12 protein-coding genes are annotated in these 14,129 nt (G+C 57.0%); 3 read left to right on the top strand and 9 right to left on the bottom strand.

Annotated elements, in window-relative coordinates; genetic code table 11:
- Positions 1–1,772, bottom strand: a 1,772-nt coding sequence (gene fxsT / locus SH809_00670) for an FxSxx-COOH system tetratricopeptide repeat protein (protein MDZ4698189.1), incomplete at its 3' end; no start/stop codon positions are given.
- Positions 1,773–2,328: 556 nt separating this feature from the next.
- Between fxsT and SH809_00665 the strand changes: the two genes are divergently transcribed.
- From SH809_00665 to SH809_00655, 3 genes are all read left to right on the top strand, one after another.
- Positions 2,329–2,532, top strand: a complete 204-nt coding sequence (locus tag SH809_00665; GenBank protein ID MDZ4698188.1) for a type II toxin-antitoxin system HicB family antitoxin — start codon at positions 2,329–2,331, stop codon at positions 2,530–2,532.
- A 2-nt stretch (positions 2,533–2,534) separates the two neighbouring features.
- Complete coding sequence (locus SH809_00660) at positions 2,535–2,747, top strand: hypothetical protein (protein ID MDZ4698187.1); 213 nt, start codon at positions 2,535–2,537, stop codon at positions 2,745–2,747.
- Between the two features lie 613 nt (positions 2,748–3,360).
- Positions 3,361–4,542 (top strand): DUF2911 domain-containing protein, encoded by a 1,182-nt coding sequence (locus SH809_00655; protein MDZ4698186.1) that lies wholly within the window; start codon positions 3,361–3,363, stop codon positions 4,540–4,542.
- Between the two features lie 437 nt (positions 4,543–4,979).
- Here the strand turns inward: SH809_00655 and SH809_00650 are convergent, their stop codons facing one another.
- The 8 genes from SH809_00650 to SH809_00615 all read right to left on the bottom strand — a co-directional run.
- Positions 4,980–7,307, bottom strand: a complete 2,328-nt coding sequence (locus tag SH809_00650) for a DEAD/DEAH box helicase family protein (protein MDZ4698185.1) — start codon at positions 7,305–7,307, stop codon at positions 4,980–4,982.
- An 84-nt stretch (positions 7,308–7,391) separates the two neighbouring features.
- The gene (locus tag SH809_00645; GenBank protein ID MDZ4698184.1) at positions 7,392–7,658 is read right to left on the bottom strand and encodes a four helix bundle suffix domain-containing protein; all 267 of its coding nucleotides are present in this window, start codon (positions 7,656–7,658) and stop codon (positions 7,392–7,394) included.
- Positions 7,659–7,708: 50 nt separating this feature from the next.
- Positions 7,709–8,143 carry a four helix bundle protein gene (locus SH809_00640; GenBank protein ID MDZ4698183.1) on the bottom strand — a complete coding sequence of 145 codons (435 nt, stop codon included), beginning with the start codon at positions 8,141–8,143 and terminating at the stop codon, positions 7,709–7,711.
- Between the two features lie 176 nt (positions 8,144–8,319).
- The gene (locus SH809_00635) at positions 8,320–9,495 is read right to left on the bottom strand and encodes a restriction endonuclease subunit S (protein MDZ4698182.1); all 1,176 of its coding nucleotides are present in this window, start codon (positions 9,493–9,495) and stop codon (positions 8,320–8,322) included.
- Positions 9,492–10,973, bottom strand: coding sequence for an N-6 DNA methylase (locus SH809_00630; protein ID MDZ4698181.1), 1,482 nt, complete (start codon positions 10,971–10,973; stop codon positions 9,492–9,494). The genes SH809_00635 and SH809_00630 overlap by 4 nt, the downstream gene beginning before the upstream one ends.
- A gap of 354 nt (positions 10,974–11,327) precedes the next feature.
- Positions 11,328–12,188 (bottom strand): alpha/beta hydrolase, encoded by an 861-nt coding sequence (locus SH809_00625; GenBank protein MDZ4698180.1) that lies wholly within the window; start codon positions 12,186–12,188, stop codon positions 11,328–11,330.
- Positions 12,189–12,204: 16 nt separating this feature from the next.
- A complete protein-coding gene (locus tag SH809_00620) occupies positions 12,205–13,146 on the bottom strand; it encodes an SMP-30/gluconolactonase/LRE family protein (GenBank protein ID MDZ4698179.1) in 942 nt (313 codons plus the stop codon).
- Positions 13,147–13,926: 780 nt separating this feature from the next.
- The coding region (locus tag SH809_00615) for a DUF1304 domain-containing protein (GenBank protein MDZ4698178.1) at positions 13,927–14,129 on the bottom strand (203 nt) is incomplete at its 5' end.

Raw genomic sequence — 14,129 nt, 5'->3', positions numbered from 1 at the left:
AGAGAGGCGAGGTTATTCACGGAAGTCAGCGTAGAGGGATGCTCCAGTCCGAGCACGCGCTCGCGGGCCAGGAGCGCCCGTTGGTAGAGCGGCTCCGCCGAGCCGTATAATCCACGAGCATCCAGGAAATAGCCCATGAGGGCGGCGAGTTTTGCAAAATGTTCAGACTCCGCGTCCCCGGTCTCCACTCGTTCGGCACAGGCCTGTGCATGAGGCAGAAGGGCCTCGCAGTCACCCCACTGCCGGTAATCATCCCCGGGCCAGGCGTCGATAAGGAGCGCGAGGGCGTGTTCGCGCCACCGGGCCTCTTCTTCCTTCCCCATCCGGTCGCGGGTGACGGTCTGGACGAGGCGGTGCACGGAGATGCCGTCGTCGGAGCGAGTGACGAGGGAGTATTTCGCCAGGGCGGCGAGACCGCTGTTCCAGGCGATGGGGTTTTGGAGGAGGTCGGCCTGAAGATCGGAGGCGTGGCCGGCGAGGCGTTCAAGAAGGCCGATGGGGATGTTCTCCGGGGCAAAAAAGGCGCAGAGGCGAAGGAGGAGCGTGCCGGCCGGGGCTTCGTCCTCCACGCGCTTCATGGCCATGGTCCAGGTGGTGCCCACCGTCTGGTCGTACCCGTGCGGCTTTTCCTCAGCGGCCCATAGGGCGGCGCGCTGGGTGTTAAAGAGTGCCACGTAGTCGTAGTACGAACGCATTCCCGGGCTGGCGGCGATGTAGGCGGCAGCCTGGGCGAGAGCCAGGGGGAGGTCGCCGAGGGTGTGGGCGAGGCGGCCGGCACCGGCGCGGTCGTCGAGTCCGGCTGTCTTGAGGAGGTAGTCGACGGCCTCTTCCCGGGGCCAGGTGGTCACCTCTAGCTTCTTCGCGATGCCCGTCCAATTGGGGTTGCGGGAGGTAAGGAGCAGGTGGCCGGCACCCTGGGGAAGAAAAGGAGCGATGGCTTCCGGATCCTCGGCGTTGTCGAAGATGAGGAGCCAGCCCCGGCGCTGGTGAAGGTATCGGAGTACCGCCTGCACCACTACTATCTGCTCCGAGGCATCATGCTCCGGGAGGTCGAGTTCGCGGGCCAGAGCGCTGAAGCCTGAGAACACCGAGGTCGATTCTTCTGCGGCGAACCACCAGACCAGCTCGTAGTCGGCCTGGTAGCGGTGGGCGTATTCGAGGGCGAGCTGCGACTTGCCCACGCCGCCGAGGCCGGCGAGCGCCGTAAGAGCGGCGCTGTGCCCGCTGCTGAGCGTCGTCTTGAGGGTGTCGAGCAACTCCTCGCGCCCGGTAAACAGGGGGTTGCGGCGGGCCACGTTCCACACGGCAGGGAGAGTGCCGGGGAAACGCAGCGACGACGCTTTTGCAAAGTGACCGGGGAACGGTAGGGGCTTGTCCGGTTTGGCACGGCCGGCCTGAATCCCCTTGAGTAGCCGGTCGAGCGTTTCCTCTTCCGCTGTACCCACGAGGTCAATGTAGCCGATGGGTCCGAGGAGACCGGGCACTTGAAAGTCGGCGACACGGACGGTGAGGAGCTTGCCGTCGTAGAGTGCGGCTGTCCATTCCATCTCCGAGAACTTACCCGTGAAGTAATCCGGCGACAGCACAGCCAGGGTCCGATCGCAGTCAACGCTCGCCTGTTGCATCCACGCGATGAAGTTCATCCCCGGCCGGGAGTCCCATGCCTGTATCTGGACCCCGTACCCGTTGTCCTCCAGCTTTTGCGCGATCCACTCCGCCCAGCGGATGTCGGCCTTGTTGTAGCTGACGAAGAAGTGCTTCGTGTCGGACATGGGATGCAATCGAGCGAGTCTACGAACAGGGCACTGGATGGTATGAAAGGGTTATCTAATGAACAAGGCCCTCCGCCACGCCGGCCCACCTTATTCGGGACTCAGCGGGCGGACACATTAAAGCATCAGGTTGCCGCACGAAGGAAGCGATGGCCGGCGCATCTCAGGGCGTGAGCCTGCCTTACCGGCATAAATATTTATCAACCCGGGGTTTATGGATCCGCTGAGTGGCGTGGACCTTCAGCGTTTGGCCGTGACGCCGCAGGCGTTGCGCCGTGGTCGAGAGGAGCCCCGCACCGATGCGAGCCTGGTGAGCAATTTGGGTAAGACGGAGGCTCTCGGGATGTTGATAAGATGCAGGTCCTCTTATCGAGACTGTTGTTCAAAAACCAGCATACCCTCGCCGCAACCATTTTAGATTCAGGTCGTTGCGCTTGAAATCCTGGTTGTGTTATTTTCAAGAAGACATAATAGTGTTAGTTATACCATCATAAAGAAACCGCCCCTCACCTCCCTCGTTCTGATCAGACCGTCTCAACCTATAGCTCGGTGCGCAATGAAATACAAAGTCGCCCTCCGAAAAACTGAAGAAGGCTTCAGCGTTTCCTGCCCCGGTCTCCCCGGCTGTTGGTCTCAAGGGGAAACGGAAAGGGAAGCCCTGGACAACATCGTTGATGCCATCGCCGAGTACCTCGCGGTCGCCGCTGAGCTAGCCAGTGACGAAGACGCCGAGGTACGGGAAGTCGAGGTGGCGGCGTAACGATGCCGAAGATTCCAGGTGTCAATTACCGCGAAGCCGTACGCGCTTTTGAGAAAGCTAGGTTCCGCATGATCGGGGAGAGCAAACACATCATCATGTCGGACGGCACCCGCATCCTGACGATTCCACGGGGGAATCCCGTCAATGCCTTCACGATGGGAGGACTTATAAAGGACGCCGGGTTGACGGTGGCTCCGTTCAAACAGTTGCTCTGAACCAGGGAAATCGGCGGTATAACAACGCACTCTATCGTAATTAACGCCGGGCGACGTTTCCGCTCACGGGCGTGGCATCAACGGCATGCGATGCGCCGCTGAACTTGGCCGGCCAGACATCACAAAGCCAACACCTCCGATTCAGAACCTATATAAAGCCCTTCCAGAGTCCAGCCCCCAATGAGCCGGCGGGTATTGATACGGCGCCGGCTAACGGGAAATTTCCGGCTAAGTTAAGCTCTCGTAGATCGTCAACACGAATTTGCCGGATACTGTCATGGCGTTCCGGATTCGGAGTTCCGGGTGATAGTACGATACAGGATTGCTTACTCGGAACGTTGAACACTAACCCGGAACGGATACACGGCGGATTCAACGTGTCAGACAAGTAGCCGAAAGGCTGGTAGGCCTCAACAATAGCTCGAAAGTGTGCCTGGTCGAGGATTTGGGGGCAGCGGCCTCTTGGGAGGAGCGTCTCCCAATCAGAAATACAGTATTCAGCTCAGAGAATCGGGTGGAGACTGGTGCAGGTGCAGCGAAATGACCGATAGATCTGTTGCTAAAGTGGAGAATATGAGGTTATCCTGCTGATTCATTTGACGCTATAGGGGGCATGATGCGCAGACTTATAGTAATTACATTGCTCTTGCTGTTCGCAGCTCAGTCTGCGCTAGCACAGCTCGCCTATGATCAGGGTGCTTTTATTCTAACACTCGGCCAGGACACTATAGGGGTAGAAAAATATACTCGCATCCCGGGAAGGGTGTTTGGTGAGAGCCTCGTAACTGAAGGGTCAGTACGGCACCGATACTTTGATGTACACTTCCTGGAGAACGGAATCATTCAAAGAATGGAGCAACTATTCTATGAAATCGATGCTGCAGGAAATGAGGTTTTGAGTAGCCATGAGACGATCATATACGATGTCGATAGTACTCATTTTACCAATGTAGTAAATACTTCATCTCCTCCCAACCCATCCCTAGCAAGCAGTTATAGTGTTCCCGGAGGCAATCATCTCATTCTTATGCAAATTCCGATTTTTTCGGTGTTTGAATCCTTGTCCATCTGGATGCTGTCAAACGAAAGGGATAAGGAAGAAGTACGACTGCCCTGGGGCACAACCCAACAGCCAGTTATGCTTGAAATAATCCGCCCCAACCTTTTGACCATCGACAATCCGTCCACTATGGGAGTGGTGCGTGCACATCTTGATGCACAAGGGCGATTGAGCACTCTTGAGGGTACAGGAACCGCACGAATGTCCTATATAGCCCGTCGAATACCCCTCTCGATCGTAGATTCACTGGTTTCAAAGCTCAGAGTCTCGAATAAATTGCTTAAAGGTGTCCATTCACCGAGATCGCAGGCCGAGACGATCATCGGAGGGACGCATGTAAGGGTCGATTATGGGCGCCCTTCAATCCGGGGGCGGAAAATATTCGGTTCGCTCGTATCCTGGGACAGGGTTTGGCGCACAGGAGCGAATGGTTCAACCCTTTTCGAAGTAAATCAGAATATAGTTGTAGGTGGTCAAAAGATCCCTGCAGGGAGGTACACCCTCTGGTCGATTCCATCAATGTCTGGGTGGACGCTTATTGTGAATAAGCAAACGGGACAATGGGGGACAGATTATGATGAGTCTGAGGATTTTGTTCGCTTGCCAATGAACATAAAATCACTGGCAGAATCTGTCGAGCAGTTTACGATCAGTATCGACCTTCAAGATGGTGCAAGAATCTTAAAAATGGCTTGGGAAAACACGGAAGCTTGGGTCTCAATCGATGAAAATTAAGACCCACTTCAATGCCATCATAAGACTAATAGCCGTGAACGAGGCCGTGTCGCCCTTCGCGACACAGCTCAACCGTTAGGCGGCTACCCCGGCTTAGGCCCCTTCTCTACACCCTTCTAACGTCGTCGGAAACGCACCATGAGAGCACACCCTGCACTTGCGTTCGTTGTCTGGCTCCTCGTCCTCCTTGCATCGCCACCGCCTGCGTTGCCCCGTTTTGCCTACAAAAGCTAGATCCCAACGAGCGCCACCCTACGGTGTTGTCTCAGGCACGCGCTGTCACTACATTACGACCGAACGAAAAAGTTCATGCCGGCGATAACTCCGGTATTCATTCAATACCCTCCTAACGACCATCGACGTCCTAAGAAGAGTTGGGAGTCGCGGATCACGAGACAACACGCATATACTGTGCTGCAGCCAGCCCCCTCCTTCCACTACGCCGCAGCCGGCAGCTGGTAGAGATACTTCTGAAAACCGGTGAATGCCCGGTGGATCTCTTCGGGCCGGCCGCCCAGGTCGGCCACGGCATCCGCGATGGAGTTGTGGTATTTCAGCAGGAGCAGCGGCGTGAGCTTTTCCTGGTCGAGTTCTTCCACGCCGACGGTGATGTAGTGCTGGAGGACGAAATCCAGGAACGCCTGCTGCCGGGCATCGAAGCGGGTGGTGATGTGGGCTCGGGCGTTCTCGGCGCGGACTTCACGGGTGACGGGCGGCAACGCGTAGGCAACGTGGGCCAGCACGTCGAAGAGGTCGCTCTTCTCGGCGTCGATGATCTTCTGCATCTCGGCCAGCTGGTCGTGCCCGAATCCTTTTTCCGCCAGCCCCTGCATGAGTTTCTTACGCGTGTCGGGGGCGCTCCAGATGGTGCGGAGTTCGGCCTCGTCTTTGAAAAACTCCGGCAGTTTGCCGAAGAGCAGCTCCAGAAACTGTTGCGCGGACATCGGGGTGCCGTCGGGATGCCAGAAACTGGTCATCGTCATGTGCTGGATGGTGCGCTCCTTCCCATCCGCTAGCTTCACTTTGACGGGTTTTCGAACGGTCCACTCCTCGCGCTCTTCACGGACGACGTCTGGTTTCTCGGGTTTGATGGGCTTCGGTGGCAGGACCTCTTGCGGCTCTAGCGGCTCCCCGTCCCACTCGGGATCGGTGAAGAGCACGTGGGCCTTCACGAAGTCGTAAATCGTGAAGTAATCCTTACCGTCGAAGAGCCGCGTGCCGCGCCCGATGATCTGTTTGAACTCGATCATCGAGTGGATCGGGCGCATTAGCGCGATGTTGCGGACATTACGGGCGTCCACGCCGGTCGAGAGCTTTTGCGAGGTGGTCAGGATGGTCGGAATGGTTTTCTCGTTATCCTGAAAGTCGCGCAGGTGCTGCTCGCCCAGCGCGCCGTCGTCCGCCGTGACGCGGTGGCAGTAGTTTGGGTCCTTGCTCGTCTTGAGCTGGTTGATGAGGTCGCGAACGAGGAGCGCGTGGGCCTGGTTGGCGCAGAATACCAGGGTCTTTTCGTTCGGATTGATCTGCGAGAGGAAGATTTCCACACGCTTTTTCTCCCGCTCGCGGATCTCGATGCTCCGGTTGAAGTCGTCCTCCACGTACCGCTTTCCGGCCTCGATCTCCCCCTCCACGATGGTATCGTCGGACGTAAACACGTACTCGTCCAGCGTCGTCTGAATCTGCTTGACGCGGAAGGGTGTCAAGAAACCGTCGTTGATACCGTCCTTGAGCGAGTAGGTATATACCGGCTCGCCGAAGTAGGCATAGGTGTCCACGTTATCCTTCCGCTTGGGCGTGGCGGTGAGGCCGAGTTGCACGGCGGGTGCGAAGTAGTCGAGGATGCCGCGCCAGTTGCTTTCGTCGTTCGCCCCGCCCCGATGGCACTCGTCGATGACGACGAAGTCGAAGAAATCCGGCGGATAATCGCCGAAGTAGGGTGAAGGCTGCCCGTCTCGGGGCGGGCCGCTCATGAAGGTCTGGAAGATGGTAAAGAACAGGCTCCCGTTCTTCGGCACTTTGCCCTTCTTGCGGATATCGCCCGGCTCGATGCGCACCAGGGCGTCCTCGGGGAAGGCCGAGAAGGCGTTGTACGCCTGGTTCGCCAGGATATTGCGATCGGCGAGGAAGAGGATACGCGGCCGGCGCAGCGCTTCGCGGCTGAGGCTCCAGCGGGCGTGGAACAGCTTCCACGCAATCTGAAATGCGATAAAGGTTTTGCCGGTGCCGGTGGCGAGCGTCAGCAGGATGCGCGGCCGGTTTTCGGCGATGGCCTGCATCACCCGCCCGACGGCGATGTCCTGGTAATACCGGGTCGGATGCGAGCCGCCCTTGTCCTCGAACGGCACGGCTGCGAACCGATCCCGCCAGGCGTTCTCTGCAGCAAAAGTCATGGCCCAGAGGGCATCCGGCGTGGGGTAAGCGACGATCTCCCCTTCTTGCCCCTTATCCATGTCGATGGCGTAGATCCCCTGCCCATTGGTGGCATAGGCGAAGCGCACCGCCAGCTTGCCCGCATAGTACTTGCCCTGCGCCACGCCCACAGTCAGGTCCTGATCCCACGCTTTGGCCTCGACCACCGCCAGCTTCCGGTTGCGGTACTCCAACACGTAGTCCGCAATCAGCGCCTTCCCCCGCCGGCCGAGCCCTTCGATACGCCCCGGCGCTATGGGAAACTCCCGCCGGATCCGGCTGCCATCGACAACACCCCACCCCGCCGCCGCCAGCGCGGGGTCGATGTATTCGGCTCGGGTTTCGGCTTCGTTCATGGGTGGTTCTTGGGGGGACCGTATTGACGGGGTTGACGCAAAGCGACATGCCGTACGTGTGTGGACGACGTATCCTTTATGGCGTTAGGCGGGGCGGGTTCCTTTGCATTCGGGAAACGCCGGGCATCCCCAGAAATCCCCTTTGGCCGACTTCCGCCGGCGCAGGGGCTTGCCGCATTGCGGGCATTCGGGCGCGTCCGAGGATCGTTGCCTGTCCCGTACCTCGATTCGCCTCGCCGTGAGGCGTTCGCTGAAGCCCCCCGCTTCTTCAAACGCCCTCCCCTGCGCCTCGATCTGGCTCTTCAACATGTTCAGGGCGCGGCCAATGATGATGAGCAGGGCGTTGGCCACTACGGTGGCATCGTCGGAATCGAGCCACGGCGCGTATTTTTTACGTTGTTCTAGGGCATGCCGGGCCGACTGGTGGACATGTCGTCGGTGAACGGCGCGGGATCGAGCGAGATGGCGTTGATGGCCCGGGCATCGGGGGTGTGGACGGACCACGGCAGGAGTCCGCGGTCCAGGATGAACATCTCGTAGTCGCCCCGCAATTCGCTGAGGCTTGCGCGCGCGACATCGGTCAGCTTCATCTCGGTGTCCTTCGAGGTGGCGGATCGCTCCGAGCCTTCGATAATGTTCTGCCGTCCGCTGCGGGCGGCCTGGGTCATCTGGTCGTATTGCCGGCCTTTGGGGTCGTAGAACTTCACGCCGGCCTCGCGGTGGTCGAACGTCAGAAAACGCCGGCAGAACCGCAGCGTCTCCAGCTGCACCACCGTGGCCAGCGTAAACGAATGCAGCCGGCGGAATCCGCCGCGTTTGTCAAACAGCTCAGGCATGGCAACTTTCTTGGGTGAGGCTCCTTGTTGACCGGATTGACCTTATGACGGCACCAGCACTTAAAACTGCTCCGCCGTACCGCCAGCCCGGTGAATGGGGGCCCTCTTTAAACCTGTTCCAGTACAAGCACCTCAAAAAGCCCCTCCGTACCGTCAGCCCGGTCAATGGGGTCCGCCTACAACGCCCCGGTGAAGGCCTGGTGCAACAACGATTTCTTCAACACCTCCAACGCGGCGAGCTTCCGCTCGTAGATGCGGGCGAGGCGTTGGGTTTCTTCGCGAAGGGATTCGAGGTTGTCCGCAATGAGTCGTTGTTCGACAAGTGGCGGACGAGCAAACTCGAAGTCTTTAATCTGCTGTCCGCTGATGTGCGGAACGCCAATGCCCGTTTGAACGCCAAGAATGTGAGCGGTAAAAGCAAAACTTCCAATGAGTAGCTTTAAGAAGCGGTTGTCCAAGTTCGCTCCGCCCCGAAGACGAGCCGTTCGTTGAACGAGCAAACATGGTAAGTCATCACGGGAAATCGTCGCGTGCTTCAATCCGGCTTTGACCCAAGGACGGTCCATCGCCAACACGACGTCCCCCTCGCAGAGCCGGTATCGCTCATATTCCTTAGTATTATTGGCGGGCCACCGCTTAACGTCGTCCCAGCGAAGACAACCTTGGATAATGTTGTCACCTCGCAGAAGGCGAATATCCTTTTCGTGAGTAGTGTAATTTGCGCTCTTGAAAGCGAACCCAGCCAAAAGGTCAATGTGAGCTCCGAGCGTCGTCTCCACCCACCCCTCACCCCGCCGGCTGAAGACGGATTGCAAATGGCTCTCGAAAAGCGCGCCGGCATTTCGAAGGTTCTTTTCGGCGTTGGCTCTGGCCGTGGCGATGCCGGCAAACGCTTCGTCCAGCAGTCCGACGATCCGCTGCTGTTCGGCGAGCGGGGGGACAGGTATCTCGAAACCCAGCACCTCGTTCATCTGAGCACGAGGCATTCGTGCTCCAGTGCATGTTGCGTTGATGCGGTCGCACGTCTCATCGGCAAGAAGCCAAAACAGCAGATACTCCCGCGAGAGTTCAGCACTCGGCTTCAACGGGAAGATTTCAGTTGAGCAATGACCGTCGAAATCTGGCGCTAATGCCTTATTCAGATAAGGTCGAAGCCGACCATAAAGAACGTGTTCTTCAGAGAATCTAAAGGTCGAGCTTTGAGCCGGCTGAGGCTCGAATGAGCCAATGAACCGAGCGGTGTGAGATTCGATGTGTTCAAGCCCGACGTAAGGCAATCCGCGATGAATCCCTTGCGCTTTGTCGAATATGCACACGTCGCCCAACGTCTTTGTCTGCCACCCTTCCTTCATACTCCCTCTCTTTCGGCTACGCCCAAGATTCCCCGGATATTCCCCAACACCTCCGCACTCTCCGCATCCAGCGCGGCGATTTCGTCCATGATGTCCTGTGGGCTGCGATGCACCATTTCCTCGCCGCCGTTGGGGTTCTTCACGGAGAGGTCGAACGTCTTCGAGTCGACGGCTGCCACGTCCACGCTCCAGCTTTTCGGAGAGTCGGCGAACGTCTTTTGCAACTCGACAAACTCGGCGAGATCGGTATCGTTGAGCGGATTCGTCTTCCCCATGTTGCGGCCTGGATCTAGCTGGTAATACCAGACCTTGCGTGTCTTCGTGCCCTTCTCGAAGAACAGCACCACCGTCTTCACCCCCGCGCCGATGAACGTGCCGCCGGGGCAGTCGAGCACCGTGTGGAGATTACATTCCTCCAGGAGTTTCTGGCGGAGGCTGACGGAGGCGTTGTCGGTGTTAGAGAGGAAGGTGTTTTTGATCACGATGCCGGCGCGGCCGGCGGCCTTGAGGACTTTGATAAAGTGCTGGAGGAAGAGAAACGCCGTCTCGCCGGTGCGGATGGGGAAGTTCTGCTGCACCTCCTTACGCTCCTTCCCGCCGAAGGGCGGGTTGGCCAGGATGATGTCGAACCGGTCCTTTTCCTGTACGTCGGCCAGATTCTCGGCCAGCGTATTGGTGTGGATGATATTCGGAGCCTCGATGCCATGCAGGATCATGTTCATGATCGCGATGACATAGGCGAGGGACTTCTTCTCTTTCCCGTAGAACGTGCGCTCCTGCAGGGTGCGGTCCTGGGCGGTGGTGCGTTGGGGGTTCCGGGCTTTGAGGTACTCGAAGGATTCGCATAGGAAGCCGGCGGAGCCCACGGCGGGGTCGCAGATGGTCTCGCCGAGCCGGGGGGCGGTGACGGCGACGATGGCCCGGATGAGCGGGCGCGGGGTGTAGTATTCGCCGCCGTTACGGCCGGCGTTGCCCATGTTCTTGATCTTGGCCTCGTACAGGTGCGAGAGCTCGTGTTTCTCGGTCTGCGACGCAAAGCGGAGTTCGTCGATGTGGTCGATGGCCTCGCGCAGGTTGTAGCCGCTCTGGATGCGGTTCTTGATCTCGCCGAAGATCTCGCCGACCTTGTATTCGATCGTGTTGGGTCCGGTGGCCTTTTGCTTGAAGCCGTGCAGGTAGGGGAATAACTCGCCGTTGACGAATTGAATCAGGTCGTCGCCGGTGAGGGCGGCGTTGTGGTCGATCCTGCCGCTTTTGTCCCGAGGCGCGGCCCACGATTCCCAGCGGTAGGGCAGATCGAGGATGTGCGAGTAGGATTTACCCCCCAGGGCAGCGGCCGTGGCGCGGTCGGACTCCAGCGCGTCGAGGTATTTCAGGAAGAGCAGCCAGGAGGTTTGCTCGGTGTAGTCGAGTTCGCTGGTGCAGCCGGCGTCTTTCCATAAAACATCGTCGATGTTTTTGAAGGCTTGCTCAAACATAGGGTGTTGTGCTGTTATGCGGTATACCTGGAACGGGCGGGTAATCTAACCGCATCCTCGCGGCGATGCAATATGCGTGTGGGGAAACGAGGCCTACGGTGCTGATAAGCGGACCGGCTGGCGATCACGCGCAACAGAGCGTTGTTGTGTTCTATAGAGATGCCTCACAAATCATAAAGGCAGACGATTCCCTACAAGCTGCGCCGGTTTGGAGATCGACTCCGTTGTGCAATCGCGGCTTTAAAACGATCACCAAACCCGGAGAGACGCCAGAACTTATCCATTATTGACGGCGCGTAGCATCACTCTGTACATCCTGTCGGATACGCCGGCTTGCTTCCAAGGCTCATCCCCTCAGTCTACCGAACTTCCTTTCAGAAATGAAGTGGCACGTTGAATAAAGTAGGCTTCGTTCTCTCCAAAAACGGGTACATGCCCACCCTCGGGCACTATCCACAGAGCAGAATTCGGTATAGCCAAGTACATTTCAATCGGTATAGACACTGGGAAGAAATCGTCTCTATCGCCATGCACAATCAGGGTGCGCGCCTTGATTGTTGACAAATAGGGTGCAGTGAAGTTCATATCGTCGTAGTTGTACTGGAAGTTGTAGAACAGATTCCAAAGCGACTTTATTTGCTCATCACCGTGCACATGTTCTTGCCTCATCCCAGCCCACGATTCTTCAGATTGACTTTCTACTATAACACTTCTCATAATCTCGCGGGCTTGCTCCGGAAAGTAGATCGTGGAACCAATTAAGACCATGGCCGACACGCGTTCCGGCTGCTGTGTGGCCGCGTGAAGGAGCGTCATTCCACCTGTACTAATTCCCATCGCCTTGAAGTCATCTATCCCGAGATGGTCCAACAGTGCAAAAACATCTAGCGCCGATTGACGGTGCGTGAACTCATTTCCAGGATTCGTTGATTGTCCATGGCCACGCAAATCCGGCACAATAACTTGATACTTTCCGGAAAAATCGTCTACAATCGAAGCCCAGTTCTTACCTGAACCAGTGAAGCCATGCAGAAGCACGAGAGGTTCACCCTGACCATAGATCTCATAATACATCATCATGCCGTTGATAGGCACGCTATTCTGAATGGTGGGAGTGAGTTCCGCTATCGTCTGCGCGGAGCACACGGAATATTTCAACAAGAAAAGGATTATCAGGATCGCATGGCGTCCCAGTGGGCATTTCAAGTTCATCATGGCCTCAATGTCTAACTTATAGTTTGAGCCTATACAAGAATCCCGGCATACTTGGATCAGGACCAGAGTTGCCAGTTACGTACAGCGATTGAGAACCAGCGGCACCAAAGTTAAGATTGCTCGACCATGCGCTATCGTCGCCTAAGTCAATTGTACGTATGACCTTACCTTCTTTCGACAAAACGTGAATCTCACCCATTCCAAAATGGGCTACGAATAGATTCCCATCCGGGCCAAAGGCCATCCCATCGGGGCCAAATAGTGGGACACCCTCTTTTTCTGGCAGTTTCGTCAATAACGACTCAGCGCCAATCTTGCCCGGCGATTCAATCGGAAATGTCAGAATTTCATTGCGATTAAACTCCGCTACATAAAGCGTTCTCTCGTCTGGGCTCACGGCGATTCCATTTGGGAAGCCTTCCCATTCAGCAAGCCAATGAGAATCACCTTCCGCATCAACATAGCAGATACGACCGACAGGATCTTCCTGACTGCCACTCGGATCAGTAAAATAGAATCCGCCATGCTGATCAAGAGCCAGGTCATTCGGAGCCCGAAGGGGGTGATCACCGCAGCTTGAAGCGGCAAGACCGATTTCATTACCGTCAGGGTCCAGCCTTAGCACTGCGCTTCTGACTCTGTCGCAAACAAGGTGAGTACCGTCTTCCAGAATCCGATGTCCATTTGCCCCTTTCGTCTCAGCCCACGTGCTCACTTCACCCGTCGGCGTTACCCTTGTGATGGGGCCACCATAGGGTTCGGAAACGTAGATGTTACCTTCTTTATCGAAAACCGGCGATTCGGAGAAGGTACCCACTTCCGCAAGCAACACGGGTTTAACGGTCTCACTGTCTGCCACGGCCTGAGAGATAGTCGCTGAAGGCTCTGCGCCGGGCTGACATCCTGAATTGATCAAGAGCAAGACGCCTACAAACAGAGCAACTATTCTGGTTTTCATCGTGGATTGAGAAATAGCGACAAGCGATGGAAAGGAATAGCGATGAATCGTCAGAAGAACTTGTCGAACACAAACTGGTCACGAAAGCGAAGCCCTCCCCATAATAACCCCCTATCCCCCACTCGGTCAACAAACCCGGCGAATATTAGCTGCGAGGGCACTCGCTTTTGCGATAACCGCATCTCTCACATTGACCATCTCCTCGACAGCGCCGGTGACGACATGGTATGAGATTCCCTGCGCGTCTTCACATGCTTGTTCAAGCAGAATTCGGAGTGGGCGAAAGAGTAAACGCCATCGGTCGCGTCGTAGGAAGGTCCTTCACTACGTTGCTAATGAACGCTCTGTTCGATAATGGTCGAAAAACCCTATAAAACAGCTCAGCGGGGTACATGTACTCGAAAAACCGGGCATAATAGCGAAAAACAACCCATATCGTGTCACCCTGAGCGTAGTCGAAGGGCCTCTCGTACGTCCGGGAGGTCCCCCCGCCTTCGCGGGGGCAGGCTTTCGACTACGCTCAGGATGACTTAGGGGTATGGGAATTGGCGATTTTCCATCTAACCATACGTTCATGCCAGACAAGAAAGCCCCGCGAAGCCAGGCTAAGGGTCTCAGTATGACCTTCGCGCTGTGAGCGCGTAACGTCAGTTAATGAGCGTGATGACTTCAACGATAATCATCGGATGGATGATCGGACGGCAAATTGATCCAAAGTGACAGAGTCCCTTGCGTATTCAGAGACGACGAGTAGTGCCGGTGGTTCTCCCAAACTCGCCACTAGCTCAACCACACCAACACCAACCCCACCGCCGCCGGCAGGGCCTGTACCACCAGGATCTTCCGGCTCGCCGTCATCCCTCCAAACACGCCGGCTACCAGCACACACGTCAGGAAGAACACCTTCACCCCGAACCCCTCCACACCCAGACGCAGCCCCCAGATGAGGCCGGCCGCCAGAAATCCATTATAAAGCCCCTGGT

The organism is Rhodothermales bacterium (assembly GCA_034439735.1).
Taxonomy (GTDB): Bacteria; Bacteroidota; Rhodothermia; order Rhodothermales; family JAHQVL01; genus JAWKNW01.
This window is presented reverse-complemented; position numbering and strand designations above follow the sequence as displayed.

What these genes read in the sequence shown, in the direction of transcription:
- SH809_00665 (MDZ4698188.1), top strand. Translation starts at nt 2,329, where the DNA reads ATGAAATACAAAGTCGCCCTCCGAAAAACTGAAGAAGGCTTCAGCGTT.
- SH809_00660 (MDZ4698187.1), top strand. Translation starts at nt 2,535, where the DNA reads ATGCCGAAGATTCCAGGTGTCAATTACCGCGAAGCCGTACGCGCTTTT.
- SH809_00655 (MDZ4698186.1), top strand. Translation starts at nt 3,361, where the DNA reads ATGATGCGCAGACTTATAGTAATTACATTGCTCTTGCTGTTCGCAGCT.
- SH809_00650 (MDZ4698185.1), bottom strand. Translation starts at nt 7,307, where the DNA reads ATGAACGAAGCCGAAACCCGAGCCGAATACATCGACCCCGCGCTGGCG.
- SH809_00640 (MDZ4698183.1), bottom strand. Translation starts at nt 8,143, where the DNA reads ATGCCTGAGCTGTTTGACAAACGCGGCGGATTCCGCCGGCTGCATTCG.
- SH809_00635 (MDZ4698182.1), bottom strand. Translation starts at nt 9,495, where the DNA reads ATGAAGGAAGGGTGGCAGACAAAGACGTTGGGCGACGTGTGCATATTC.
- SH809_00630 (MDZ4698181.1), bottom strand. Translation starts at nt 10,973, where the DNA reads ATGTTTGAGCAAGCCTTCAAAAACATCGACGATGTTTTATGGAAAGAC.
- SH809_00625 (MDZ4698180.1), bottom strand. Translation starts at nt 12,188, where the DNA reads ATGATGAACTTGAAATGCCCACTGGGACGCCATGCGATCCTGATAATC.
- SH809_00620 (MDZ4698179.1), bottom strand. Translation starts at nt 13,146, where the DNA reads ATGAAAACCAGAATAGTTGCTCTGTTTGTAGGCGTCTTGCTCTTGATC.